The following is a 26,278-nucleotide window of genomic DNA, read 5'->3' as shown; positions in this document are numbered from 1 at the left end:
TATCAAGCTAGTCTGTTAATATTTAAGAATTAATAACCAGTAGCTGTTTTTGTAAAGTTAAAATTAGTCCAACCAGAAGCCCAGTTTGAAGTTCCACCAAAAGCACCTTTATAAGTTACTCTTTCAAAGAACGTATCATTGGTAGCACCTGAAAAAGCTGCTCCTGTTAACGCTACAGAACCAGTAGCTGGTAAGAAGTTAGGAGTAAGTAAATTGAATGGATCTGTTAAACCTGCACCTGCTGAGTTTGCTAGTAACAAAGTACCGTCTGTTGTAGCTTTTGTTTGAATTGCAGCAGCAGTAGCACCTGCAGTTGTTACATCTCCACCTAATTTAAATGAAGCAGCTAACGCATAAATTAAGTTATTTTTGAATTCAGAATTTCCAGCTATAAAAGCTTCATAGGTAGGGTTAGATTCCAAAGACAAACCACCGTCTGGATGACCTAATAAAATAGAGTTATTTAAAACAAATCTTGTTCCTCTTCTAAATCTATTTGCGAAGTTATGATTTGCCGCAGTATTAGCAGCGCCATTTGGACCTAAAATTGTCATATTAGATATAACAGGTCTTGTGATAGGGGTTGCAGAAGAACCTGCTCCATCGTTATCACACTCAATACCATTACCTGCATCACCAGAATCCACAAATTCAGGATCTCTAAGTGCTACAGCAAATTGTATTTTACCTGTGTAGCCAAAATCAAAATCAAAATCATCATCAGCTGTTGCATAAGCGATTAAATGTTTTGCATTTACATTTCCACCGAAGAACTCATAAGCATCATCATTACCATAAGCAACTTGAATATAATCTAGCGTTGTACCAGAACCTACAGCACCTAAAGTTAAACCATTTATTTCAGAACCTGGTTCTGCTGCTATACCAGCAAACTCTATTCTTACATATCTTAATATACCTGAATTATCGTTAGGATCTGTACCACCGTAGTTCCTATTTACACCACCTTCTATTAAAGGCTCAGTTGAACGATTGGTTGGTGCTTTACCTAATAAAATAATTCCTCCCCAATCACCTGGTAGTCTTTGTCCAACTGCTTTACCAGAAGTAAATACAATCGGTTTAGCAGCTGTACCATCAGCAATTAACTGAGAACCTCTTTCTACAATTAAAGCTCCTTTTTGTGTAATATCGCTTTTAATGATTGATCCTGGAGCTATAGTTAGTTTTGAACCTCCAGTTAAATAAACATAAGCTTTTAATGTATAAGTTCCTTCCGCTAGTCTAATATCTTTTCCACTGTAAGAGCCTTCTAGTGTAGCGCCGCTTTGAAGATTAACAATTTCAAGCTGAGGACCAGTATCTTCAGTAGGGTCATCTTTACCACAACTACTTATTAATACTGTTAATAACACCAATAAACTTAAGAGATTTAATTTTTTCATTTCTTTATTTTTTATTTGCTCAAAGATGATAAGTAAAAATTAAGTGTGCTTTAAATACACATTAACATATTGTTATCAATTTCTATTTCCGAATTTGTAAGAAAAAGAAAGCGAAATAGACCTTCCAGGATTGTTAGTAAAGATATTTCTATCAATATCCTTATTAAAAGCGTTTTGAGAATCCATATTTTGATAGGTCACAAAATCTTGGCTTAACAAATCGGAAACATTCAATTTAAATTCCCCTTTTGATTTAAATACTTGTTTGCTGATTTGTATATCCACAACATCTCTACTGTTCTCATACCAGTCTTGATAACCCTGGAAACCAACAACGTTTATCCTTTGGCCTATCCTATTATATAAAGTACTAAGAGTAAGACCTAATTTTGAATCCGAATATTGCAATCCACCATTGATTAAATAGGGTGACTGACCTTGCAAAGCTCTATTCTGATTTCCTCCTACATTACCTAAGCTAACCTCAGATTTGATATATGAGGCATTTGCAAAAAACGTGGTATTATTAAAGAATCCTTTATCAGAAATAAAACTTAAAGTTTTTCTAAAATCTACTTCCAATCCTAAAGTTATTGCACTATTAGCATTTTGGTATGAAAATCTTCTCAAATCTGAATTAGATGATGAGTTAGCAATAAGTTCTATAGGGTTTTGGAAATACTTATAAAAAGCTGATACTGTAATTGCTTCACCTGCAGAAGGATAGGTCTCAAATCTGATGTCAGCATTATAGTTTGAACTTCTTTTCAAATCAGGATTTCCCGATAAAGAGGCTGTAGTTTGATAATCAAAGAAAGCAAATGGAGCTAATTCTCTGAATTCTGGTCTGGTAACAGTTTTAGATCCGGATAGTCTTAAATTAGACTTTTCTGTTAAAGAATAGGTTAAATTAAAAGAAGGTAATACATCAAGATAAATTTCCTCTGCATCAACTGGTTGTGCGCTTAAATCTGTTCCATCTATGTTCTGATAAAAATATTCTAATCTACTTCCCCAAACCAATCTTAATTTCTCAGACAATTTATTATCTAACATTAGATATCCTGCACCTAAGGTTGATTGACCTTTATAAGCATCTGGGTTATTGGTAAACTCATTTAAGATAAATCTATCTGCTCTAATGTTTTCTGGTTGAAAGATTTCATTAAAAGGTAGAGAAATTAATCTGGCTGCTTCTGCTCCTGAAGCCTGAGTTTGATAGTTAAAGATTCTTGAGCTAAAATCTCTATACTTCTGAAGACCTAGTAAACCAACTTTTAAGGTGTTAACTTCTTTTTTGAAATTGAAAGGAATTGATAAGTTAACAGAACCACCTATATTATTATCACTTAAATCAGAAAAGAATCTTCTTGAGTTTCTGTCTACCATTTCAAAAGGCAATTGAGTTCCAATAGACCTTGTATATTCTATAGTTCTTAAATCTGGTTGTGAGCGATTGATATTAGCATAGTTTAAATTCCAATTGAACTTTAATTTCTTTTTACCAAATAAATGGTCTCCTTCAAATTGAGTATTATAAAAGCTCTTTTCGCTTAACTCGTTTGATCTAAAATCAACATCAACTAAGTTATTTCTATTCTCTCCAGTTCTAGTATAGTAAAGTTCGTCTAAAACTCTATTATATGAATTTTTGAATGAAATCTTATTATTACCCTTTTTATAAGAGAAGTTTGCTATACCACCCCAAGTAACATTAAATTTATTTTGAGCGTCATAGTACTCTTTTGCATAAATAGTTCTGGTATCGGGATTATCCCAGTCATTTCTTAAAAACTGATAAAGATTCTGAGCACTTCTGTAGGTTAAAGATATAATTGAACCAACTGTAGCATCATCTTTTAAATCCTTTCTTAAACCAACTGTAGCTTGATAATTTTGAGAAGGAATAGCAGTTGATACTGACTCTGGATAGCTATTGTCGAAAAGTCTTGATGCATCTGCTTTCTGTGCATCTGGTAATGTAGCGTAAGACTGTCTATCTGTAGGAAATGCAGCGGGTAGTGCTCTTGAATTTGCAGAAAAACCTATCCATTTATTTTCAGAATTAACATTTGATTTAAAATCCTTAAAAGTTGATATATTGTTATATCCCTGACCAACCGATATCTCGGTAAAATTCTCATCAGGTACATCTTTTGTAAAAATTTGAACAATACCCCCTGCGAAATCACCAGGTAAATCAGGAGATGCCGTTTTATTTATTACTATTCTCTCAATTAAATTAGATGGAAAAATATCAAATGAGAAAGCTTTTTTATCAGGTTCTGTAGAGGATAAAATGGCATTATTAATAAGAGCAGAGTTATATCTATCGTTAAGCCCCCTTACAATAATGAATTTATTTTCTTGAATACTTGCCCCACTTACACGCTTTAAAACATCGGAAGTATTCCTATCAGGTGATCTTTTGATGATGTCAGATGAAATACCGCTAGATATACTTACATTATTTTTTTGCTGCGCATATAAAGCTCCAACTGTTGCTTGTTTATAAGTTGCAGTAACCACAACTTCATTTAAACTTTTACTGGCAGACTCTTCCATGATGACATTTAAAGTAGAAACTACGCCACTTTTAACTTCTACACCCGTTACATTTTTAGTTTGATACCCGAGATATCTAAAACTTAAATTATACTTACCCGGTGCTAAACCTTGTAAAGAATATCTACCTTCAATATCTGTAACAGCGCCTTTAGTTGTACCATCAATACCAACTATTAAACCTATTAATGTTTCTCCTGTAGTTTTATCGGTAACTTTACCTGTTATTTTTCCAGTTTGCGCAAAAACATTAATGGATAAAGTTATTAGCAGAATGCTAATGATAGAAAATGAGCTAAATAATTTTTGATTCACTTTTGCTTTGTTTAGTTGTTGCAAAAGTATTAGCTACATGTTACGTGGGTGTTACTTTAAAATTAAGTAACAGTAATTGATGTGTTAAGAAAAGGTTAACACTTAACCTTAGTATCTGATGTTGAACCTTTTTAAAATAAAATGAAGTAGCCAAATAGGTCCGACCAATAAAAACTTCAAATCTGTAATAAAAGAAGGCTTCTTGCCTTCTATTTTATGCCCTATAAATTGCCCTATCCACGATAGTATAAATATTGCTAAGCTTACTTGCCATAGTGCTGGACCACCAGCTTGCTCTACATATTCTAGCTGCACAATGAAAAAATACATAGCCCCCACTACAAATAACATTAAGTAAGAAAGCAAAGGCGATAGTTTTAGATAGTAATAGATGCTACCCGCTAATAGAAAAGAAAACCAATTGATGTAAGTATTATATTTTCCTAAAAAGGCAATATGCGGAAAAGGTATGGCGGTTATTAAACCTATGATGCTAAATAAAATAAGTGGCACACATATCCAATGGATAAGTTTATTTGTTGGATGCTGATGCGATTTTGAATACTCATCAAACAAAACGTCTATTTCTCTTTTTTCTTCTTGATTTACTTTAGTCATTTCATTTTAATATAAAAGCGATGGATAAATCCACCGCTTGATATTAATTCTTTAAGTTTAAATCTCTTTAACTCAAAAATTTAGGGTCTTTATACTTTCTACTCCGTACTTTCTACTCTATACTTTAAACCTATTTTGCGTATGCTACAGACCTAGTCTCTCTGATAACGGTAACTTTGATTTGACCAGGATAAGTCATTTCAGTTTGAATTCTGTTAGAAATATCAGCAGCTAAAATTTCAGATTGCGCATCACTTATTTTTTCACTTTCTACTACCACCCTTAACTCTCTACCAGCTTGTATAGCAAAGGTTTTTTCAACGCCAGGGTAAGATAAAGCTAAGCTTTCCAACTCTTTTAGTCTTCTGATATAGCTTTCTACTACCTCTCTTCTTGCGCCTGGTCTTGCACCAGAAATAGCATCGCAAGCTTGGATAATAGGGGATATCATGGAAGTCATCTCTATCTCATCATGGTGTGCACCAATAGCGTTGCAAACTTCAGGGTGCTCTTTATATTTTTCTGCTAGCTGCATCCCTAAAATTGCGTGTGGCAATTCTGGATTATCATCAGGTACTTTACCAATATCATGTAATAATCCGGCTCTTTTAGCCAATTTAGCGTTTAACCCTAGTTCTGATGCCATAGTAGCACAGAAGTTGGCAACTTCTCTAGAGTGTTGTAATAAATTCTGTCCGTAAGAAGAGCGGTAACGCATTCTACCCACCATTCTGATTAACTCTGGGTGAAGGCCATGGATACCTAAATCAATAACAGTACGCTCGCCTATCTCAATAATCTCTTCTTCAATTTGTTTTTGAGTTTTGGCTACCACCTCTTCAATTCTGGCAGGGTGTATACGTCCGTCTGTTACCAAACGGTGAAGTGCTAAACGGGCAATTTCTCTTCTTACAGGGTCAAAACCAGAAAGGATGATAGCCTCTGGCGTATCATCAACAATAATTTCTATACCTGTTGCAGCTTCTAAAGCTCTGATATTTCTGCCTTCTCTACCTATAATTCTACCTTTAATTTCATCATTTTCGATATTGAAAATAGATACGGTATTTTCTATTGCAGACTCAGTAGCTGTACGTTGAATGGTTTGTATAACTACTTTTTTAGCTTCTTTAGCTGCAGTCATTTTAGCTTCATCAACAATATCTTTAATTTGAGCCATAGCATTGGTTCTGGCTTCTTCTTTTAAATTAGTTTCTAGTTGTGTTTTAGCTTCTTCGGCAGATAAACCAGCAATAGTTTCTAACTCTTTGATGTGTTGATTTTTGATAGCCTCAACCTCTTCTTGTTTTTTAACAACAATTTCTGTTTGTTGCTCTAACTTCTTTTTAAGATTATCAAGCTCTTGCTCTTTTCTGGTTTGATTTTCTAATTTCTGATTGAGAGACTGTTCCTTTTGTTTTAAAGTGTTCTCTCTTTGTGAAATGGCAATATTTTTTTGATTGATTTCTTGCTCGTGATCTGCTTTCATTTGCAAGAATTTCTCTTTAGCCTCTAATAATTTGTTCTTTTTTAAGATTTCAGCATTATTTTCAGCATCTTTTAAAATCTTCTTTACTTTAGATTGTGCTGCTACTTCTTGTTGTTTTAGTAGCTGACGAAGTAGTACTCTTCCTGTTAAAACTCCTCCACCAAAAGCAACAATTGCAATAGCGAGGTAAATCATTATCTCCATAAAATGTCGTTAAATAAAATAAAAAAACCGCAACTAACTCTTAGATTTCATGTATTGTAAACTTCAATTACAGGTTAAAGGTACAAATAACCGAGGTGTTGCTGATGGCAAAAAATCGGCATTATCTATACTTACCTTCAAAATATCGAAGTGTTAAGTTTTTAATAGTGAAACCTAAAATTTAACTGCGGTTAAATTTTAAAACTCTTATATAAAGAACGCTATTACTTTTGTTTAGCGAAAAAATCGTTCAATAAACTATCTAAATGATAAACTTTCTCTGCCACCTCTGTATCTTCATTACTGGCATTTTTCTCGGCCTTTATGGTTGCGGTTGCATAATACAACACACACATAGAGAGCAAATCTTGTTTATCTTTAACTGCATAATTTTCTTGAAATTCTTTTATGCGGTCATTTATTAATTTAGCAGCTCGCCTCACAACTTCCTCTTCCTCCACGTTTATCTTTAAAGGATAAACACGGTCAGCAATATTTATTTTTATGGAGATCTCTCCCATTGAGCTTAGGTTCACTACTGTATTACTTCTTCAGCAATACAATACATTTATCTATTTCCCGCACAAATTCGTTAATTTTTTTCTTGATGTCAAGTGTTTTTTCACTTGTACCCTCTAAACTCTTCGCTAACTTTAAAACTCTAAGCTTTTCTTCTAGCTCTTTTCGCTTGGTTTCGCTGGTATTTAATGCTACTTGAAGCGATTGATTTTCAAGATTTAAAAGGTCATTATGCTCCTGTAAAGCCTTTGCTAACTCTACCAGTTTTTGGGTGCGGTCCAGAACCTGATCTAATTTTTGAGCTATTACAGACATAATATTTTAAAATTCTAAACTAAAAATTCAAAAGTTAAAATAGGGAATACAAAATATGGAAATTTACTTTCTAATTTCTGCGCCTATTTCTTTTTCGAAATTAACAATTAATTTCTGCATCACCGCATCTATTTGTTTATCCGTAAGGGTTTGTTCTTCGTCTTGCAAAACAAAACTTAAAGCATAAGATTTTTTTCCTTCCGGAAGTTTGTCTCCTTGATAAACATCAAAAACATCAACCGCTTTCAACAATTTCTTATCTGTTTTAAGAGCTATCTTCTTCAATTGCTCAAAACTAATATCAGCATTTAGCAGCATCGATAAATCTCTTTTCACCGCAGGGAATTTAGAAATCTCTTGATAAGTGATTTTATTATTTCTGATGATGGTAAAAATTAAATCCCAATTGAAGATGGCTGCAAAAACGGCTTTATCAACATCTGCCTTTTTTAAAGCTGCATTTTCTACTGCGCCAAACCTCACTAAAGTTTTTTGTCCTCTTTTGTAGGTGATGCCGTAAGCAAACTCGCTATCTTTTAAATCTTCAGATATCAGATTAGCAACATTTAACTTTTGAATGATAGCATCAACTGTGGCTTTAATTTGATAGAAGCTATATTCTTTAGCTGCATTTTGCCAGTTAGCAGGTGTTTTACCGGTTACAAAAATAGCCAAGCAATTATTTTCCTGATATTTCTCTTCCTTTAAAAAATAAGTCTTTCCAAACTCGTAAAACTTTAAATCTGCTTGTTTTCTATTGCTGTTGTATGCAATAGCCTCTAAGCCAGAGTACAACAAAGACTGTCGCATCACATCCAAATCAGAGCTAAGCGGGTTTAAGATATTTACAGCTTTTTCCTCATCCAAAGTGAAACTCTTCTTTGTTAAAGAGTTAGATAAAATCTCGAAATATCCATTTGAGGATAATAAATCGGCAATGGTATGTTGTACCGCTTCCTTATCAGGTTTAGATGAATAGTTTAAAGAAGCATTAACTTTGCCAGGTATATCGATATTATCGTAACCATAAATTCTCAGCACCTCTTCTATCACATCAATTTCTCTGGTTACATCAACCTTATAGCTAGGCACTTGTAATTGAAGTAACCTGTTCTCGGCTTTAACAACTGTAATACTTAAAGATTTAATGATGCTGATGATTTCCTCATCAGGAATTACCTGTCCAATAATTTTATTTACCCTATCTAAGCTTAAATCAACCTCAAAATAAGGGTTTGGCTGCGGATAATGATCAAATATTGGAGATGAAATAGTACCCCCAGCAACTTCCTGTATCAACAAAGCGGCTCTTTTTAAAGCGTAAACCGTAATTTCTGGATCAGTACCACGCTCAAAACGGAAAGAAGAATCGGTTTTTAAACCATGTCTTTTAGCTGTTTTTCTTACACTTACGGGGTTAAAATAGGCACTCTCTAAGAATATATTTTTTGTTGTAGCTTTTACACCTGATGTTATGCCACCAAAAACTCCGGCAATACACATAGGCTCTTGGGCATTACAAATCATTAAATCATCAGCAGAAAGCTTACGCTCTACCTCATCTAAGGTTTTAAATGAAGTAGCTTCTGCACATTTTTTCACAATGACTTTATTTCCCTTGATTTCATCCGCATCAAAAGCATGTAAAGGCTGCCCTAAATCATGCAAAACATAATTGGTAACGTCTACAATATTGTTTATTGCTCTTAGGCCTATCACAGCTAATTTCTCTTTTAGCCAATCTGGAGATTCTTTAACTTCTATTCCACTAATGGTTAAACCAGAATATCTGGGTGCTGCAACTGCATCTTCTATAACAACTTCTATAGCTGATGTTTCTTCTGCCACTTTGAAACTGTCAACAACAGGTTTTTTAATATCAATTTTTAGGTAAGCTGCAATATCACGAGCAACGCCTAAATGAGAAGCAGCATCTGCCCGGTTTGGTGTTAAGCCTATTTCAAAAAGAAAATCATCCTGTAGATTAAAAAACTCTTTTGCCTCTTTACCAATTGGCGCATCTTCTGGCAAAACCATGATGCCATCATGTGATTTTCCTAAACCAATTTCGTCTTCGGCACAAATCATCCCTTCAGATACTTCGCCTCTTATTTTAGATTTGTTTATTTTAAAAGGCTCGCCACTTGTTGGATGTACAGTACAACCCACCGTTGCAACCACTACTTTTTGGCCGGCTGCTACATTTGGTGCACCACAAACAATTTGTAAATCTTCATTGGTACCAACATCAACTTTAGTGATGCTTAATCTATCAGCATTAGGATGCTGGGAACGCTCTTTTACGTAACCTATAACCAAACCTTCTAAACCACCGGGTACTGCTTGTACACGCTCTAAACTTTCAACCTCTAAACCTATGGAAGTGAGTATGGCTGAAATTTCTTCGGGTTTTAAATCTGTATCTAGGAATTGTTTTAACCAGCTGTAGGATATCTTCATGTATTTGTATTTTCGCGAAAGCGCAAAAATAGGAAAAGAAAGCTTAATGATGAAAATATTAGCAAAGTGCCCATCATTAAGTTTAATTAAAAACGCTTATATCATGCCTGCATCAGAAAAACTAAAAAATTTTTTATCACAAAAAATAACATGGTCTAAAATGGATATATCTAACAAAGCACCTGCATCTACAATTTTTTTGGTAAGCCTGATATCTGCCGAACTAGGTTTTAAATTTCCGGAAGGATGATTATGAGCTAATATGATACTAGCAGCATGATGTTCTAATGCTGCTTTGAAGATGATTTTAGGGTCTGCCACAGTACCTGCCAAACCACCTTTAGATATTAAAATTTTATTTAAAATAGCATTCCTTTTATTGAGTAAAATAATCCAAAACTCTTCATGCATTAAATCTGCAAAATAAGATTCTAATACATTAAATATGTCTGATGGCGTATAAATACTGGTAAGTTCTGGCACATCTGCTTCTTTTCTTCTCCGGCCTAGTTCTAGGGCTGCTATGATAGAAATGGCTTTAGCTTCTCCAATTCCTTTAAATTTAGATAATTCTTGAACACTTAGCTTACCTAAAGCATCTAGATTATTTTGATAAGTATTTAGTATTCTTTTACTTAAATCTACGGCTGATTCTGACCTACTGCCTGAACCAATTAAGATGGCAATAAGCTCAGCATCTGATAAAACTCTTCTGCCTTGAGCTAATAATTTTTCACGTGGACGGTCTTCTTCTGCCCAGGTAGTAATAGGCATTTTTTGTTCATAGGTTGATTTCATTAATTAAAAATACAAAAACCTATGTAAACACAAATAAAAAAAGCTGATTTTAATTAAAAAATCAGCTTTTTTAGATAAAAGGAATATCTATATCTTATAAGGAGTTAACAAATTTTGTCAATCTTGACTTATTGTTAGCTGCTTTATTTTTATGAATTACGTTCTTTTTAGCCAAACGATCTAACATTGAAGTTACTTTAGGTAATAATGCTAGAGCTTCGTCTTTAGAAACTGCACTACGTAATCTTTTGATAAAAGTTCTAGTAGTTTTAGCTTGGTATCTGTTACGTAAACGCTTCGCCGCGTTTGATCTGATTCTTTTTAATGCCGATTTATGATTTGCCATCTTAAGCTTTTTATTCCTTATTAATATCTTTCCCTATTGGGGATGCAAATATAGATTGAAAAAATTAAAATACAAAGTGTTATGCTATTTTTTTTACATGTATTTAAACCTTAAAAATTAAGTAGCATGAGCTTCCAATTCATGATATGCTTTATTAAGCAGCATTTAACACAAAATAGCCTTAGCACCTGAATGTGTAAGCCATAAAAAAATAAGCTTTACAAAAATTTTAAACAATAACTTATTTAAATAAATATACAAGCCTTACATTTGATTATGAAGAATACTAAAAAACTACTCATCATTCTTTTACCACTGGTAATTTTACTTTGTTCTTGGGGATTTTTTGCGCATAAAAGGATAAACAGGCTTGCTGTTTTTACCTTACCAAAAGATCTCATTAGCTTTTATAAGAGCAACATCAACTATATAACAGACCATGCGGTAGACCCAGATAAACGCAGGTATGCAGATTCTTTAGAAGCACCAAGGCATTACCTAGATGCCGACCATTATGGAAAAGCTCCTTTTGATAGTATCCCTAAGAAATGGAATGATGCTGTTAAAAAGTATTCTGAAGATACTTTAAAAGCTTATGGTATTGTACCTTGGCATATAGAACGTGTGTACTACAGGCTGGTTAAAGCATTTAAAGACCGCGACTCGGTACAAATTCTACGTCACTCTGCCGATATTGGGCATTATATAGCAGATGCTCATGTACCTTTGCATACTACTGAAAATTATAATGGGCAACTGACAGGCCAAATAGGTATACATGGTTTTTGGGAAAGTAGACTACCCGAATTATTTGCAGACCGATATGATTACTTTGTTGGAAGAGCAAAATATATAGATAATCCTTTAAACGAAGCCTGGAAAATTGTAGAAAATACCTATACCATGTTAGACTCTACTCTTTTATTTGAGAAGCAATTGAGTAAAAGCTTTCCCTCTGATAGAAAATACAGTTATAGCGAGCGAAATAATAAGGTAATTAGAGAATATTCTGCAGAATACTCGGAAGCTTATCATAAGGCTTTAGATGGGATGGTAGAAAGGCAAATGAGAAAATCTATTCTTTCGGTTGGCAGCTTTTGGTATTCGGCCTGGGTAGATGCAGGGCAACCTGACATGAAAAATTTAATTAGGAAAGACCAATCACTGGAAGAAAAACAATTGGTGGAAAAGGAAGAGCAGCTTTATCAAAAGGGGAAAGCCCTAGGAAGACCTGAAAATTAAATTATTCCCAGAAATAACTTAATTTAAAATCTTTCCTGAACTTGATTCTTAATAAAACTGTGGTAATCCAATTGATGAGTATACACAAACCAAAAAAAACAAAAATGAGTACAAAATTGCCCCATTCTTTCAATACCAAAACCAAGTAAATAAAAAACAAATTGGTTAATACAATTACAAAAGTAGCTTGTAAATGGGTAAAGCCTAAAGCTAGTATACGATGGTGGATATGATTTCTATCAGCTTTAAAAGGAGATTTCTTTTTTATAACTCTTAGTGTAAACACTCTAAAAGTATCAAATAAAGGTATAATCAGTACGGCTACTGCAGTAGCTGGTGCCGAGATAAAAACGGGTGTAACTTCTGTACTTCCAAATTTATTTAGCTCTATAAACTTAATTCCTAACACTACTGAAATTAAACCTATTAATAAACTTCCTGTATCACCCATAAATATTTTTGAAGGTGTATAATTATAATACAGGAAGCCTGCTAATGCACCAACCATACTAAAGGCCAATGTGGCTATTTCGCCCTGTCCCATGTGCAAAAACATGATCCCGAATGTTAAATTAACGATAAGACCTAAGGTGCCTGCTAAGCCATCTATCCCATCAATAAGATTAAAGGCGTTTATCATAAACATAATGGTGGTGATAGAAAGTACTATGCTAGACAGGAAACTTATCTCTGATATTCCAAAAACACCATACATGCTGGTTAAACGAACATCTCCTAAAAAAACGAGTATTGCTGATGCTAAAAACTGAATGAAAAATTTTGTACCCGGCCCTGCCCCTGCCAAATCATCTTTTAAACCTACGGCAAATAGCATGATACAGGCTGTTAATAAAATATTAGTAGGCAAAACGCTATCGTACCTTGCAAAAAGTAGTGATATGATGGTGAAACTACAAAAAATACCAACTCCTCCTAATCTGGATATACCAGATTGATGTGTTTTACGCTCTTGATGAAAATCATCATATAATTTACGCTCCCTTGCTATAAACATGATAGAAGGAAGTGCCGTAAGACTTACGAATCCCGACATCAAAATAATACCGAGGTAGTAAAGGTTATAATTATCAAATATCAAAATGCGAATTTTGCTTAGCCTTTTTAAAGATAGCTAATATTATAATTTATTTCAATTTCCTTAAAGGTTTTACAGGGGAAAGCTCTCGTCTAACTCATCCATAATTTAAGGCTGCCCTCTTGTTAAACAACAAAAGAATTTAGGCATAAAGCTTTTAAACGTAATAACCAATAACAAGATAGCTGATGCCTCCTATAATTTGTAGACATAATAAGATAGCAGCTCATCTTAGAAATTTATCAAATATAAAAAAGCCCTTAAGAAAATCTTAAAGGCTTTGTATTTTACGATTTATACTTATGCTTCTTTCTTTGTAGCTTTCTTGGCAGGTGCTTTGGTAGTTTTTTCTGCCTTAGGTTTAGCTTCTTTAACTTTTGCCGCTTTAGGTTTTTCTTCTGTTACGGCTTCTATTTCCTGTGTTTCTGTAGCTACTTGCTCTTCTTCAGAAAAAATTGGAAGATCTTTTAAAATATGATACCAGGATACAATTTTTTTGATATCAGAAGCGTAAACTCTGGTTTCATCATGGTTAGGCGCCACTTCAAAAAAGAATTTTCTAAGGTCTTTGCCATCAGCTTTAGCTTCTGGAACAACACCTTTAAAAGCTTTCATGGCCTCAAAAACATCTTTTAACCTTAAATCCTCGTCATCACCATAAATGGTAATATCCTCTAAAGATGCTAGTTTAGCTGTAGACATATTTACAACTAATTTAGATTTTTGAGCATCTAAGCTTTCTAAAATAAAACCCGATTTGTTTTGCCCTATTAATTTGTATAAGCCCGGTTTACCCGAAACAGCTACTAAGCCTGTTAAATTCATATCTTTTGTTGAAGCTCTAATTAATCTTCTACTATTTCTATACTTAAAATTTTATCTCCTTGTCTGATATCATCAACCACATCTACATTTTCTATAACTTTCCCAAAACAAGTATGGTTACGGTCTAAATGAGCTGTGTTGTTACGACTGTGGCAGATAAAAAACTGAGAACCACCTGTATTTCTTCCTGCATGCGCCATAGATAATACTCCACGCTCGTGATATTGGTTGCCGCCAGTTAACTCGCAGTCTATATGATAACCCGGACCACCACTACCAGCTTTGTATGATGTTGCAGCGTCTTTAGAAAAAGGACAGCCACCCTGCACTACAAAATCAGGAATTACACGATGAAAAGTTACGCCATTATAAAATCCTTCTTTCGCTAATTTTTTAAAGTTGGCTACTGTATTGGGTGCGTCTTCATCATAGAAGGCTACAGTCATATCTCCTTTTTCGGTTTTAATGATTGCTTTACTCATATTCTTGGTTTTAAGAATGCAAAATTAATAAAATTTTTAGCCTCCACTAATCGTTTTCATTCTATATGCGTAATTTTAGAGAAATGAAAAAAAACTTTCTTCTTTTATTCTTACTAATTTTCACTTTTAAGGGCTTTGCAGCTTCTATCCTTATCCCTATGGATGAAGACCAAAAGAACCATTTAAAAGCCTACGGACTTACTTATTGGGTTTTAAAAAATCAGCAGGAAGTAAACTGGCTATTAAATTATAGAGGCGGGAGCTTTTTAACAACCTATAATACAACTATTGAAAAAGAGCTTAAAATAAGAAGCATCAGTTATGAGGTTATTGCCGATGCTAAAGTAACAGCCATTTTTACGGAAATTTCTAATCCGGAGGTTAATATGGATATTGTAAAACTTGAAAAAACTCCAAAAATAGCTGTTTATACTCCTAAAAGTAAGCTTCCTTGGGACGATGCTGTAACCATGGTTTTAACTTATGCGGAGATTCCCTACGATATTATTTATGATGAAGAGGTTTTAAATGGCAAACTTCTAGAATATGATTGGCTTCACTTACACCACGAAGATTTTACGGGGCAGTATGGAAGATTTTGGGCCAATTACCGGATGGCTTCTTGGTACAGAGATGATGTGCAACAGCAAGAAAGTACCGCCAAAAAGATGGGCTTTACAAAAGTGTCTCAGATGAAACTGGCTGTAGCTTCAAAAATTAGAGACTTTTGTAGCGGAGGCGGTTTCCTCTTTGCTATGTGTTCTGGTACAGATAGTTTTGATATCGCTTTGGCTGCGGCCGGAACAGATATTTGCGAAAGCATGTTTGATGGTGACCCAGCCGACCCTCAAGCCCAGCAAAAGCTAAATTTCAATAATACTTTCGCTTTTCAGAATTTCCTTTTGGATTTAAACCCGTCTAATTATGAGTTTTCAAATATTGATGCTACCAGTTTTAGAAATATAGAAAGAACAAGAGATTTCTTTACGCTATTTGACTTTTCGGCAAAATGGGATGTTGTACCAGCCATGCTGACCCAGAACCACGAAAAAGTTATCAAAGGTTTTATGGGACAAACTACTGCCTTTAATAACAAAACCATAAAACCTGATGTATTGGTGATGGGCGAATTAAAAGCTGCAAATGAAGCCAGATACATTCATGGGCAGTTTGGAAAAGGGCAATGGACTTTCTATGGTGGCCATGATCCAGAAGATTATCAGCATATTGTGGGCGATCCGCCAACAGATTTAAATCTTTATCCGAACTCGCCCGGTTACAGACTTATCCTTAACAACATCCTTTTCCCGGCAGCTAAAAAGAAAAAACAAAAAACCTAATCGTAGAAATTCCACTTTATGCCAAATTGCGCAGCAGCGTAAGGCATAGGATACCTGTTTACCGTATAATATCCGTTAGAGAAAAGCCCTTGGTTTACATAATTATATCTTAAAAATAAGTTGGCTCTTTTCCAATTGGTTCTTATCCAAGCATCAGCAACAGGCCAGGTATTAAACCTTACTGCCTCGCCATTATAAAACTGCCCAATAGCTGGTGCATAAGAAGGTGCGGTATATTCGCTAAAGTAACGTACATCAAAACCAAACTCGGTTTTTAAAACCTTAAAAAAATCTTGGTGCATGTATATACTATGGAAGGTATATACTTCTGGTGTTCTTAAAATTTGCTCAAAATCTGTTTTCTGGTAAACCAGATAATTCTCGAAAGTAAACTTCCCAAACTTAAAATCTTTACCTACGCTAAGTTTCAATAAATTGACATTACTACCTAATTGTTTAGGCTCTATGATATTATTTTCTGATGAAAAGTAAAGATGATTAGACACTAAAAAATACTCGGCTTTAGCCTGAAAATGAAACTTTGGGTTTACATAAGCAAAAGATAAGTTTTGTGTTTTTTGATTATCAAAATTCAAATTCCAACGGTGGTGATTAGAAAACCAACGTTCGTAAATAATCGCCGGACTTTGGTTTTGAGAGTAAGCCCCCAAGACTAATCTACCAACAGAATTGCTTAGCTTTATTTCTGATTGCGCTTGATATAAGAAATCACCAATATTTCTGCCTTGGAAAATCTGCTGTAAGTCTACTTTTAAGCTAGCTTTATCGCTAAAGCTGTAATTTAAAGTTCCTTTTAAGCTTAAGTTTTGGAATTGAGATTGATAATTAACCTGCTTATAGTCATAAAAATCTTGTACTAAGCCAACATCCAACTTCAACTCGTTCTTCAAAAAAGAAAGCTTTTTCCCTCTTAAATAAAAACTATAAGCAAATTCGTTTTTAAGATGATTTACCAAGGTAGAATCAGAAGTGGAATCTCTGAAAATATAATAGTTATTTAATACGCCAGTAGTGTCAATCCCTGTATTTCTGAAAAAATATTTCTGCCTGTTATAGGTAAAATTATAGCTCACCCTTTGTGTTGGCAAAGCCGATGTACTATCTGCCGAGGCAAATCTTTGTTTACCTATATTATAGAACTGTTTGATGTTGATGGTATTATATCTCCAGTTGTGTTGCGCTCCATCTAAACGGGTAGCTTCAAACTCGGGCTGTACTATGGTAGGTACAGTAAAAATAGAATCATTTCTAATGGAACCATTCTCGTCACTTTTAATCGTATTAAAAATAGCATTTGCCAAAAGTGTATAACGTTTATTTTTAGACTCGTACCAAGTCCATAAAGAAGCATTTAAATTATTAGCCGTTTGCCCAAAATAATAGCCTTCTGTACGGTTGGTAGCATATTTTGCGCCTACATTCCAATTAGGTTTTATATTTTGGCTGTGAATCACATGGAAAACTTGCTCGGCATTTACCCCCAGTGTGGTTGATACCATATACATTTCTGTAAACTGAGACCTTGCTTGGTAATATATAATGTCCTCTGGCTTGGTTAAATACCTATCAAAAAAATGATAGCCTAAATCAAATCCTATATTTTTTAAGGGCTCAAACAACATGGGCCTGTACGCCATACCCATAGCTCCGGTATTCATGGTTGGGCTTTTAGGGTCATACAAAGGGTTAAACCTATGAAAATTAGTGGTACTGGTGTCTAAAGGAAATAACCTGGCGCTATCTCTTAAAAACTCTTCTTTTGTAACTTTTATAAATTTTGCTGTGTAAATGATAGAGTCCTTCTTAGTTTCTAACTGCTTTCTTAAAGAATCAACACTTATTTCTTCTTTAGGTTGCACAGGCTGTTGTCCATTTGGCTGATTTTGGTTCGGATCATTAAACCTGGTATTACCCGTTCCAATGGTACGTGGCATTTGGCGTACCTGTGCTATTACAGAAACATATCCAATAGCCAGTAAGATGAAAAGGAACAGCTTTTTTAACATTACACCAATAAAATTAACTGTTTTAAGATATTGGTCATGTGTGGTTCTGCTTCCGTGGCTGTTTTGATAATTTCCGCTACCGACACAGGTTGTAAGGTTTCAGGGAAACCTTCATCTGTTAACACAGAAATGGCAAATACAGGTAAACCCATGTGGTTGGCAACAATAACTTCGGGTACAGTACTCATCCCAACAGCATCAGCACCAATAATTCTTAAATACTTATATTCTGCTCTGGTTTCTAAATTTGGACCTGTTACAGAAGCGTAAACACCTTTATGGCAAGTAATCTGTTCTTTTGCAGCAATAGCCAAAGCCTTTTCTATCAAATGCTTTTTGTAGGGCTCGCTCATATCTGGAAATCTCGGACCCAACTCATCAAAATTTGTACCTGTTAGCGGATTTTCTGGCTGTAAGTTAATATGGTCTTCAATTATCATCAAATCGCCTTTCTTAAAAGCCGGATTTAAAGCCCCACTTGCATTAGAAACAAACAAAGTTTTAATCCCTAATAGTTTTAAAACCCTCACCGGAAAAGTAATTTGTTTCATATTATAGCCTTCATAATAATGCAAGCGCCCTTGCATGGCTACTACTTTTTTACCTGATAAAGTTCCAAATATCAATTTACCAGAGTGAAACTCTAAAGTAGAAATAGGAAAATGAGGAATATGCGCATAAGATAATTGATGTTCTATCTCAATATCTTTCACCAAACCGCCTAAGCCTGTGCCTAAAATAATACCTATTTCTGGCTCAAAATCACCTATTCTTTTCTTTATAAATTCTACAGAATCATTTAACTGCTTTAACATATTTTAAAATTTCTTCTTTAAAAATCAATTCATCATGTTTAAAAACAACCTCAATGGGCCATTCGTAAATAGGTAGTCTGGCTAATAGCTCTTTATCAGACTGAGATTTTAAACGTACGGCATCCTTTTCTGTTGTGATAATTAATGCTCCTGTACCACATTTTTCAAAATCTGCTACAAGTTTAAGCATATTTTTTCGGCTGAAATGATGATGATCTGGATAATTATGATGAATAATATGCGAACTATACTTTTCTACTTCTTTTCGTAATAATGCCGGCCTAGCTATACCTGTGAGCAATAAAATGGGTGTATCAGCTGCTATTTCTTCTAAAGCTAAACTTTCTCCAGTATCAATTTTTTTTAATTGCTTGCTGTAAGCTAGGGAAGAAAAAAAGATTTTTTGATAATGAGTTAAAGAAAAAGACTCCTTGATTTTATTTTTCTCAGTCTCGGATAAATCTAAGGGGCATTTGGTAATCACGATCATTTGAGCCCTACTTTTACCTGCAAAAGATTCCCTATAATTTCCAGCAGGCAACAATAATTTAAAATGCTTTAAGCGATGATAATCAAACAATAAGATGTTCATCCCGGCTTTTAAAGCCCTATGCTGATAGGCATCATCTAAAACAATAAGCTCATGTACATTTTCAAGTTTTTCCACGCCAAAAACCCTGTCTTCACAAACTGCAACTGTAATGTCAGGAAATTTATTTTTTAATTGTTGAGGTTCATCGCCATTTAAGGATGCGTTTTCATTTTCTTCTACCAGCCTAAAGCCTTTAGTTTTGCGTCCGTAACCTCTACTTAAAGTTGCCATTTTAAAATCAGACTTTAATAGTCTGATGATATATTCTGTTAAAGGTGTTTTGCCAACCCCACCAACTTCTAAATTGCCAATAACAATAAGCGGTAATTTAAAAGAAGTGCTGCTCAACCAATTCCAATCGTAAAATTTGTTACGCAGCCAAACAATGATTCCGTAAATCAGCGAGAATGGAAAAAGTAATAAACGGAATGTGGCCATGCTATTTCTTAAGGAACAAAATTAGAAAACCTAAGCGTTATATCTTTTAAAGATGAAAATAAAAATCCAAATGCTAACAAAGATAACTATTAAAGCAAGAAACCCTTTCAAGATAAACTCGAAAGGGTTTCTGGTGGTATGGGCCGGGATCGAACCGGCGACACATGGATTTTCAGTCCATTGCTCTACCGACTGAGCTACCGTACCATCTTGGTGGAAACGTTGCTTCGTTTCGGGATTGCAAATGTAGCCTCTTTTTGATAAAATACAAATAATATTTTCAAATAATTACTAAACTTCTTTAAGTCACCGTATTAAAGCTTCATAAAAGAAAATCAATATTCTTTCGTACTTAAAAATCATGACCCTGTTATGCTAAAAGTTTTTGTACTATGGCTAATACTTCGCTCAATATAGAATCATCTTCTTGCTCTCCGGCAAGCATCAGCTGTAAAGCTTCTTCTAATAGTTGTTCTTCCATAAATTTAATGTTTGTATACTAAGACGAGGCTGATGAAAGCTTTGTTACAAAAGCCCTGTAAAATAATTGTTCAGGTATTATTATTGATAATAAAAACATTTCATACCTTAATGATTAGGATTAAGAAGAAAATTACTATGCTTGCATAGTTTTTTTAAATTTAATCTTTATATTAGCTCTATCATCAATTTAAACACTATGCTGGCACAAATTATTTTCATTTTAGCACTTATGGTAGCCATTGCAGCTTTTACCATTAGCATTAAGAAAATTATCAGGAATATTAATTTGGGTAAACCTATAGACCGTACAGACCATCAACCAGAGCGTTGGAAAAACATGTTTAAGGTAGCACTTGGGCAAAGTAAAATGACTGCGAGACCTGTGGCGGGCATCATGCACATTTTGGTTTATGTGGGTTTCATCATCATCAATATAGAAGTTTTAGAAATTGTAATTGATGGTATTTTTGGTACACACCGTGTGTTTTCTTTTTTAGGGAGTTTCTATAACTTTTTAATAGCTTCCTTTGAAATCTTAGCCTTATTAGTTCTTCTGGGTGTATTTGTTTTCTTGGCGAGAAGGCTGGTGTTACAGCTTAAACGTTTCAGTGGTGTGGAAATGACTGCCTGGCCAAAATCAGATGCTATTTATATTTTAGTGATTGAGGTTTTATTGATGTCTGCTTTTTTAACCATGAATGCAGCAGATTATAAATTACAGCAAGCAGGTGCTGGTCACTACGCCCTTGCAGGCAGCTTCCCGGTGTCGCAGTTTATTTCACCTTTATTGCCTACAGAAGTCAATACCCTAATCCTAATCGAACGTTTTTGTTGGTGGTTCCATATATTAGGCATATTAGCCTTCTTAAACTACTTACCATTTTCTAAACACTTCCATATCATTTTAGCATTTCCTAATACATGGTATGCTAAACTTACTCCAAAAGGTGAATTTAACAATATGGAAACCGTATCTCATGAGGTAAAAGCTATGTTAAATCCATCTTATACACCTCCTGCTTTAGATGCTAATAATAAGTTTGGAGCTAAGGATGTACAAGACTTAAACTGGGTGCAATTGATGAATGCTTATACCTGTACAGAGTGTGGTAGATGTACTTCTTCTTGTCCGGCTAATATAACAGGTAAACTTTTATCTCCAAGAAAAATCATGATGGATACTCGAGACAGAATGGAAGAGATTGGCAGAAATATAGATAAGCATGGTAAAGATTATAACGATGGTAAAAGTTTATTGGATGACTATATCAGCAGAGAGGAAATTTGGGCTTGTACCACTTGTAACGCTTGCGTAGAAGCTTGCCCGGTAAATATAGACCCGCTTTCTATCATTTTAGATTTAAGACGTTATGCAGTAATGGAAGAATCTAATGTAACGGGGAGCTTAAACGCGATGTTCTCTAACATCGAGAATAATGGTGCTCCTTGGAAATATTCGCCTGCGGATAGATTTAATTGGGCAAATAAAGAGGATTAAATTTTAAGACAAAAAGATAAAGAGAAGAAAGATAAAAGAGTAAGGACACTTAACGATATTAAAGATTCTACTACAGAAACCGATAACTAAGAACTGGCAACTAACAAAGATAACCAATGACACAAGTACCAACCATGGCAGAAATGATGGCTGCGGGCGAAGAACCAGAAATTTTATTTTGGGTAGGCTGCGCCGGTAGTTATGATGAAAGAGCACAAAGAGTTACACAGGCTTTCGCTAAGATATTAACGCATTGCCATATTAAATTCGCGGTATTAGGCACAGAAGAAAACTGTACCGGAGACCCTGCAAAAAGAGCAGGCAACGAATTTCTTTTTCAAATGCAGGCTATGATGAATATCGAAGTTTTGAACGGTTATCATATCAAAAAAATTGTAACCGCTTGCCCACATTGCTTTAACACCATTAAAAATGAGTATCCCAATTTAGGAGGTCATTATGAAGTGATCCACCACACGCAATTGATACAAGAACTTATTGATGCTGGTAAATTAAAAGCAGAAAACGGAGAACCTTTTAAAGGTAAAAAAATAACCTATCATGACCCTTGTTACTTGGGTAGAGCAAATGGTGTATATGAAGCGCCTAGAAAAGTATTGGAAGTTTTAGATGCCGATTTGGTAGAAATGAAACGTTGCAAGCAAAACGGACTTTGCTGTGGCGCAGGTGGTGCCCAAATGTTTAAAGAACCAGAAAAAGGCAAAAAAGATGTAAATATTGAAAGGATGAATGATGTGTTAGAAAGCAAAGCATCGGTTGTGGCAGTGGGTTGTCCTTTTTGTATGACCATGATGAAAGACGGCGTTAAACATTTTGAAAAAGAACAGGATATTGAAGTATTAGATATTGCCGAAATTACAGCCAGAAATAATAATCTAGTTTAAAAATCCTCATCATCCAGCATCTTGTAAAGGGTGCTGGGTAATTTTCACCTACTTACAGAAATAGATTCGATTTTCGGAGCTGAAGAGTTTTTATAATTTATTAATCTGCCATCTTCTTGTATTAAACTGTCTTTGGCATGATTATACTTCTTAAAACTTACTTGATTTTGCTGAGCGACATCTCCACTTAACCAGATGTTTAATACCAAGGTATGTGTAATCAGTAATGCACAAATCAGGATAATAAAACTTATTTTACCGAACTTCATTTAAATCGTTATAAATAATAACACTAAAATAAGAAAAAATATCAATTAAAAGCATGATTAAAGAGTATTTTAATAATTTTCTCTTAAAAAATCAAAGCTTTTATTTAATGAATTGAGCTCTTCTTCTGAAATCCCTCTTAAAGGAAGATGAATTTCATGAGCCATGGAATCAACATCACCAGATGGATCTCTATAGCTTTGAAATATCACAGAAGATGGTTCGCAAACTACGCTTAACCAACCCGATTTTTCATTTCCAAAATAATTTAACTTTTGAACTTTTTCTATTCTTACGGAATAGTACTCTGTTTTGTTACTTGCTAAAATTCTTTTGTAACGTAAAAAACCATTATTGTTAACTTCCAGCGTAAATGATTTACTCCCAATGAATCGGTCTGCATCGTACTTTCTAAGAAGCTCTTCTATTTGCTTTCTATAAAAACTTTTAAGCTCATCGGTATCATTCAGGACACCAAGGAAACTCAAGAAAACAAAACTTAAGACATAAAGTAAATTCACGCATTAAATTTAATGCAACTATTAAAAAAACAAGAAATATATTTTTCCACTTATTAACTCCATCTTAATGTAAACTCTTACAATCATCATCCAGATCATGTTTAGAATTACTAATTTTACGGTATGAAATTTCACCCACTTTCTAGAGTTTGGATTTATCAATCAGACAGAGTTTTTACTGATGCTGAAGTAAAAGAACTAGAGCAATTATTAGCAGATTTTACCGCTGGTTGGCAAGCGCATCAACAACAATTAAAAGCTGGCTTTGAAATTAAATATAATCGTTTTATTGTTTTAATTGTGGATGAGCGTGAGGCTGGAGCTAGTGGCTGTTCTATTGATAAATCTGTTCATTTAATGAAAGAAATTCAGGAAAAATATCAAGTTAATCTTTTCGACAGGTTTAATATAGCTTATAAAGAACAAGAGGAAGTAAAAACTGTAAATCGTGATGCTTTCGAGGCTCTTATAGCGGCAGGAAAAATTAATCAAAACACGATTGTTTTCAATAATCTAGTTCAAAATTATCAAGAATATCAGGATAAGTGGGAAGGTAAGTTTATAAATAGCTGGCATCAAAGGGTATTTTCTTTACCTCAAAGCATTTAAAACTTAAGTTTTCCTAGATTTCTCATATTTCTTAAAATAAGACCTTGCTTATAATAAATATAAGTGGTTGGTTTTAGGGGTGTCCATCTTCTTGGGTTAGGCAAAACTGCAGCTAATAAAGCAGCTTCTCCTTTTAATAGACTTGTACAAGATTTACCATAATAAGTTTGGGTAGCGGCTTCCATTCCGTAAATACCATCTCCGGTTTCAATAACATTAAGATAAACTTCTAAGATTCTTTCTTTAGACCAGAAAATCTCTATCAGCAAGGTAAAGTAAGCTTCAAAAGCTTTTCTGATATATGACCTACCCGGCCATAGAAATACATTTTTTGCTGTTTGCTGGGATATGGTACTACCTCCATGTATTTTTTTACCTTTCTTATTTTTCTGATAAGCTTTTTCTATAGCTTCAAAATCAAAACCATGGTGAATCAAAAATCTGGCGTCTTCTGCTGCTAAAACTGCTTTTTTAAGATTCATGGAAATATCTTCAAAATCTTTCCAGTCTTTCTTAAGCTTCCATGTTTTACCTTCTGCTTTTCTCTCAAAACCTCGTTGTAACATCAAATAGGTAACAGGAGGATTTACAAATATTAACAGGATAACCCAAAAGATGCTGATACCGAAAAACCATAATATCAACCTCAGGATGATTTTGGATAGCCTTTGGAGCAAAGAAGATGATTTTGCCATATTTGATTTCAAAAAAAATGCTTCCTGAAAATTATCAGGAAGCATTTAAATTATTCATGTACCGATAAATTACTCAGCAACTACGTCAAAAGGAACTTGTACTTTAACTTCTTTGTGTAAGTTTAAGTTAGCAATATACTCACCAACAAACTTTACATCAGAATCAAAAGTAATTCTTCTTCTGTCTACATCAAAGCCTAATTTCTTTAATGCATCTGCAACTTGTATCGTATTAACAGCACCAAAGATTTTACCGCTTTCGCCAGCTTTAGCACCAATAGTTAATCTTACATCAGTTAATCTAGCTGCAACAGCATCTGCGTCTTTCTTAATTTTTTCTTGTTTAAACTGAGCTTGTTTGATGTTCTCAGCTAAAACTTTCTTTGCCGACTCAGTAGCTAAAATAGCTTGACCTTGAGGAATTAAATAATTACGGCCGTAACCTGGTTTTACTGTAACGATATCGTCTTTCTCGCCTAGGTTTTTTACATCTTGTGTTAATATAACTTCCATCTGCTTAGCCTCCTTATTTTAAACCGTCTGTAACGAAAGGTAATATACCAATTAAACGAGCTCTTTTAACTGCTTGAGCTACTTTACGCTGATATTTTAAAGAAGTACCAGTTAAACGACGAGGTAAAATTTTACCTTGATCATTGATAAACTTCAATAAAAAGTTAGCGTCTTTGTAATCGATATACTTGATACCATTTTTCTTAAAACGGCAGTATTTCTTTCTGTTATCCTCCACCTTGGGAGCAGTAACATATTGGATTTGATCTTGTGCCATTAGTTTGCTGCCTCCGCTTTTTTCTTGTTAAATGCGCCGTTACGTTTTTTCTCGTTATAAGCTACAGCATGTTTATCTAAACGTACTGTCAAAAATCTCATAACACGCTCATCACGTTTTAACTCTAATTCAAATTTGCCGATAACCTCTCCTGATACCTTGTATTCAGTTAGATGATAATATCCAGTTGATTTTTTCTCAATTGGATACGCTAGTTTTTTCAAACCCCAATTATCCTCTTGGACAATTTCGGCTCCGTTATCAGTTAACACTTTCGTGAATTTTGCAATCACTTCTTTTGCTACTTCTTCTGATAACAATGGGGTAAGAATGATAGTGGTTTCGTATTGATTCATTTCTTACTATTGTTTTACCCGCTTTTACGGGATTGCAAAGGTAGAAAACATTTAATTGATAAACAAGAGATTAAAAGGATTTTATCATAAAGAACTCGATATCGAAGATTTGCAACACCTTCATTTTATTACTTTTCTAAATAAAAAAGTTATAAAACCGGGCAATAGTTTTACAAAAAATAAAAACCTATACATTCTTAAATAATTGGTATATTAAAAATGAAAAAATTAATTTAACAAACCAAAATATAATTCAAGCAAA

General features: G+C 34.2%; 26 protein-coding genes and 1 tRNA gene. 5 read left to right on the top strand and 22 right to left on the bottom strand.

Translation table 11 applies throughout. From position 1 onward, the window contains the following. Window positions 1-29 precede the first annotated feature (29 nt). The 9 genes from H510_RS0102745 to rpsT all read right to left on the bottom strand — a co-directional run bounded on the left by H510_RS0102745 (window position 30) and on the right by rpsT (window position 11,035). Window positions 30-1,406, bottom strand: a complete 1,377-nt coding sequence (locus H510_RS0102745; protein WP_026902913.1) for a hypothetical protein — start codon at window positions 1,404-1,406, stop codon at window positions 30-32. A gap of 75 nt (window positions 1,407-1,481) precedes the next feature. Further along, window positions 1,482-4,286 (bottom strand): TonB-dependent receptor, encoded by a 2,805-nt coding sequence (locus tag H510_RS0102740; RefSeq protein WP_026902912.1) that lies wholly within the window; start codon window positions 4,284-4,286, stop codon window positions 1,482-1,484. Between the two features lie 108 nt (window positions 4,287-4,394). After that, window positions 4,395-4,904, bottom strand: a complete 510-nt coding sequence (locus H510_RS0102735) for an Mpo1 family 2-hydroxy fatty acid dioxygenase (protein ID WP_026902911.1) — start codon at window positions 4,902-4,904, stop codon at window positions 4,395-4,397. A gap of 130 nt (window positions 4,905-5,034) precedes the next feature. After that, the gene (rny, locus tag H510_RS0102730) at window positions 5,035-6,597 is read right to left on the bottom strand and encodes a ribonuclease Y (RefSeq protein ID WP_026902910.1); all 1,563 of its coding nucleotides are present in this window, start codon (window positions 6,595-6,597) and stop codon (window positions 5,035-5,037) included. A 224-nt stretch (window positions 6,598-6,821) separates the two neighbouring features. Further along, a complete protein-coding gene (locus tag H510_RS0102725) occupies window positions 6,822-7,118 on the bottom strand; it encodes a cell division protein ZapA (RefSeq protein ID WP_026902909.1) in 297 nt (98 codons plus the stop codon). Between the two features lie 22 nt (window positions 7,119-7,140). Next, window positions 7,141-7,431 carry a phenylalanyl-tRNA synthetase subunit beta gene (locus tag H510_RS0102720; RefSeq protein ID WP_026902908.1) on the bottom strand — a complete coding sequence of 97 codons (291 nt, stop codon included), beginning with the start codon at window positions 7,429-7,431 and terminating at the stop codon, window positions 7,141-7,143. A 63-nt stretch (window positions 7,432-7,494) separates the two neighbouring features. Then, a complete protein-coding gene (gene pheT, locus H510_RS0102715; protein WP_026902907.1) occupies window positions 7,495-9,891 on the bottom strand; it encodes a phenylalanine--tRNA ligase subunit beta in 2,397 nt (798 codons plus the stop codon). 96 nt (window positions 9,892-9,987) lie between these two features. After that, on the bottom strand, window positions 9,988-10,689 hold the full coding sequence (gene radC, locus H510_RS0102710) for a RadC family protein (protein ID WP_026902906.1): 702 nt from the start codon (window positions 10,687-10,689) through the stop codon (window positions 9,988-9,990). A gap of 94 nt (window positions 10,690-10,783) precedes the next feature. Then, entirely contained in the window at window positions 10,784-11,035 is a 252-nt protein-coding gene (gene rpsT / locus H510_RS0102705) for a 30S ribosomal protein S20 (protein ID WP_026902905.1), read from the bottom strand. A 276-nt stretch (window positions 11,036-11,311) separates the two neighbouring features. On the opposite strand from rpsT, the gene H510_RS0102700 reads away from it, so the two are divergent. After that, window positions 11,312-12,277 (top strand): zinc dependent phospholipase C family protein, encoded by a 966-nt coding sequence (locus tag H510_RS0102700; RefSeq protein WP_026902904.1) that lies wholly within the window; start codon window positions 11,312-11,314, stop codon window positions 12,275-12,277. A 1-nt stretch (window position 12,278) separates the two neighbouring features. Here H510_RS0102700 and H510_RS0102695 read toward each other — a convergent pair whose 3' ends face one another. From H510_RS0102695 to H510_RS0102685, 3 genes are all read right to left on the bottom strand, one after another. Further along, window positions 12,279-13,331 (bottom strand): MraY family glycosyltransferase, encoded by a 1,053-nt coding sequence (locus tag H510_RS0102695; protein WP_036691700.1) that lies wholly within the window; start codon window positions 13,329-13,331, stop codon window positions 12,279-12,281. Between the two features lie 342 nt (window positions 13,332-13,673). Beyond that, complete coding sequence (locus tag H510_RS0102690; RefSeq protein WP_026902902.1) at window positions 13,674-14,198, bottom strand: DUF5606 family protein; 525 nt, start codon at window positions 14,196-14,198, stop codon at window positions 13,674-13,676. Window positions 14,199-14,218: 20 nt separating this feature from the next. Continuing rightward, on the bottom strand, window positions 14,219-14,680 hold the full coding sequence (locus tag H510_RS0102685) for a peptidylprolyl isomerase (RefSeq protein WP_026902901.1): 462 nt from the start codon (window positions 14,678-14,680) through the stop codon (window positions 14,219-14,221). 83 nt (window positions 14,681-14,763) lie between these two features. Here H510_RS0102685 and H510_RS0102680 point away from each other — a divergent pair, with 83 nt between their 5' ends. Next, window positions 14,764-16,020 (top strand): hypothetical protein, encoded by a 1,257-nt coding sequence (locus H510_RS0102680; RefSeq protein ID WP_026902900.1) that lies wholly within the window; start codon window positions 14,764-14,766, stop codon window positions 16,018-16,020. Here H510_RS0102680 and H510_RS0102675 read toward each other — a convergent pair. The 4 genes from H510_RS0102675 to H510_RS0102660 all read right to left on the bottom strand — a co-directional run bounded on the left by H510_RS0102675 (window position 16,017) and on the right by H510_RS0102660 (window position 20,099). Continuing rightward, window positions 16,017-18,047: a putative porin gene (locus tag H510_RS0102675; protein WP_026902899.1), complete on the bottom strand. Its 2,031-nt coding sequence runs from the start codon at window positions 18,045-18,047 to the stop codon at window positions 16,017-16,019. The genes H510_RS0102680 and H510_RS0102675 overlap by 4 nt on opposite strands. After that, the gene (locus H510_RS0102670; RefSeq protein ID WP_026902898.1) at window positions 18,047-18,862 is read right to left on the bottom strand and encodes a purine-nucleoside phosphorylase; all 816 of its coding nucleotides are present in this window, start codon (window positions 18,860-18,862) and stop codon (window positions 18,047-18,049) included. Before H510_RS0102670 ends, H510_RS0102675 begins: the two co-directional genes overlap by 1 nt. Beyond that, entirely contained in the window at window positions 18,843-19,892 is a 1,050-nt protein-coding gene (gene lpxK, locus H510_RS0102665) for a tetraacyldisaccharide 4'-kinase (protein WP_026902897.1), read from the bottom strand. The genes H510_RS0102670 and lpxK overlap by 20 nt, the downstream gene beginning before the upstream one ends. Window positions 19,893-20,023: 131 nt before the next feature. After that, window positions 20,024-20,099: transfer RNA gene (locus H510_RS0102660), tRNA-Phe, on the bottom strand. Between the two features lie 472 nt (window positions 20,100-20,571). Here H510_RS0102660 and H510_RS0102650 point away from each other — a divergent pair. Together H510_RS0102650 and H510_RS0102645 are read left to right on the top strand one after the other, a co-directional pair. Then, window positions 20,572-21,873, top strand: coding sequence for a 4Fe-4S dicluster domain-containing protein (locus tag H510_RS0102650; protein ID WP_026902896.1), 1,302 nt, complete (start codon window positions 20,572-20,574; stop codon window positions 21,871-21,873). A 116-nt stretch (window positions 21,874-21,989) separates the two neighbouring features. Continuing rightward, window positions 21,990-22,778, top strand: coding sequence for a (Fe-S)-binding protein (locus H510_RS0102645; RefSeq protein WP_026902895.1), 789 nt, complete (start codon window positions 21,990-21,992; stop codon window positions 22,776-22,778). A 44-nt stretch (window positions 22,779-22,822) separates the two neighbouring features. On the opposite strand, the gene H510_RS0102640 is transcribed toward H510_RS0102645, so the two are convergent. Together H510_RS0102640 and H510_RS0102635 are read right to left on the bottom strand one after the other, a co-directional pair. Next, on the bottom strand, window positions 22,823-23,047 hold the full coding sequence (locus tag H510_RS0102640; protein ID WP_026902894.1) for a hypothetical protein: 225 nt from the start codon (window positions 23,045-23,047) through the stop codon (window positions 22,823-22,825). Between the two features lie 69 nt (window positions 23,048-23,116). Next, entirely contained in the window at window positions 23,117-23,566 is a 450-nt protein-coding gene (locus H510_RS0102635) for a hypothetical protein (RefSeq protein WP_155977788.1), read from the bottom strand. A 123-nt stretch (window positions 23,567-23,689) separates the two neighbouring features. Between H510_RS0102635 and H510_RS0102630 the strand changes: the two genes are divergently transcribed. Further along, window positions 23,690-24,175 carry a hypothetical protein gene (locus H510_RS0102630; RefSeq protein WP_026902892.1) on the top strand — a complete coding sequence of 162 codons (486 nt, stop codon included), beginning with the start codon at window positions 23,690-23,692 and terminating at the stop codon, window positions 24,173-24,175. On the opposite strand, the gene mtgA is transcribed toward H510_RS0102630, so the two are convergent. The 4 genes from mtgA to rpsF all read right to left on the bottom strand — a co-directional run bounded on the left by mtgA (window position 24,172) and on the right by rpsF (window position 26,016). Beyond that, window positions 24,172-24,870, bottom strand: a complete 699-nt coding sequence (mtgA, locus tag H510_RS0102625; RefSeq protein ID WP_036691734.1) for a monofunctional biosynthetic peptidoglycan transglycosylase — start codon at window positions 24,868-24,870, stop codon at window positions 24,172-24,174. The genes H510_RS0102630 and mtgA overlap by 4 nt on opposite strands. Before the next feature lie 69 nt (window positions 24,871-24,939). Further along, the gene (rplI, locus tag H510_RS0102620) at window positions 24,940-25,383 is read right to left on the bottom strand and encodes a 50S ribosomal protein L9 (protein WP_026902890.1); all 444 of its coding nucleotides are present in this window, start codon (window positions 25,381-25,383) and stop codon (window positions 24,940-24,942) included. A gap of 13 nt (window positions 25,384-25,396) precedes the next feature. Continuing rightward, entirely contained in the window at window positions 25,397-25,660 is a 264-nt protein-coding gene (gene rpsR, locus H510_RS0102615; protein WP_026902889.1) for a 30S ribosomal protein S18, read from the bottom strand. Then, complete coding sequence (gene rpsF, locus H510_RS0102610; protein ID WP_026902888.1) at window positions 25,660-26,016, bottom strand: 30S ribosomal protein S6; 357 nt, start codon at window positions 26,014-26,016, stop codon at window positions 25,660-25,662. The genes rpsR and rpsF overlap by 1 nt, the downstream gene beginning before the upstream one ends. Window positions 26,017-26,278: the final 262 nt, after the last annotated feature.

It is taken from the genome of Pedobacter glucosidilyticus DSM 23534 (assembly GCF_000425145.1).
Lineage (GTDB): Bacteria > Bacteroidota > Bacteroidia > Sphingobacteriales > Sphingobacteriaceae > Pseudopedobacter > Pseudopedobacter glucosidilyticus.
This window is presented reverse-complemented; position numbering and strand designations above follow the sequence as displayed.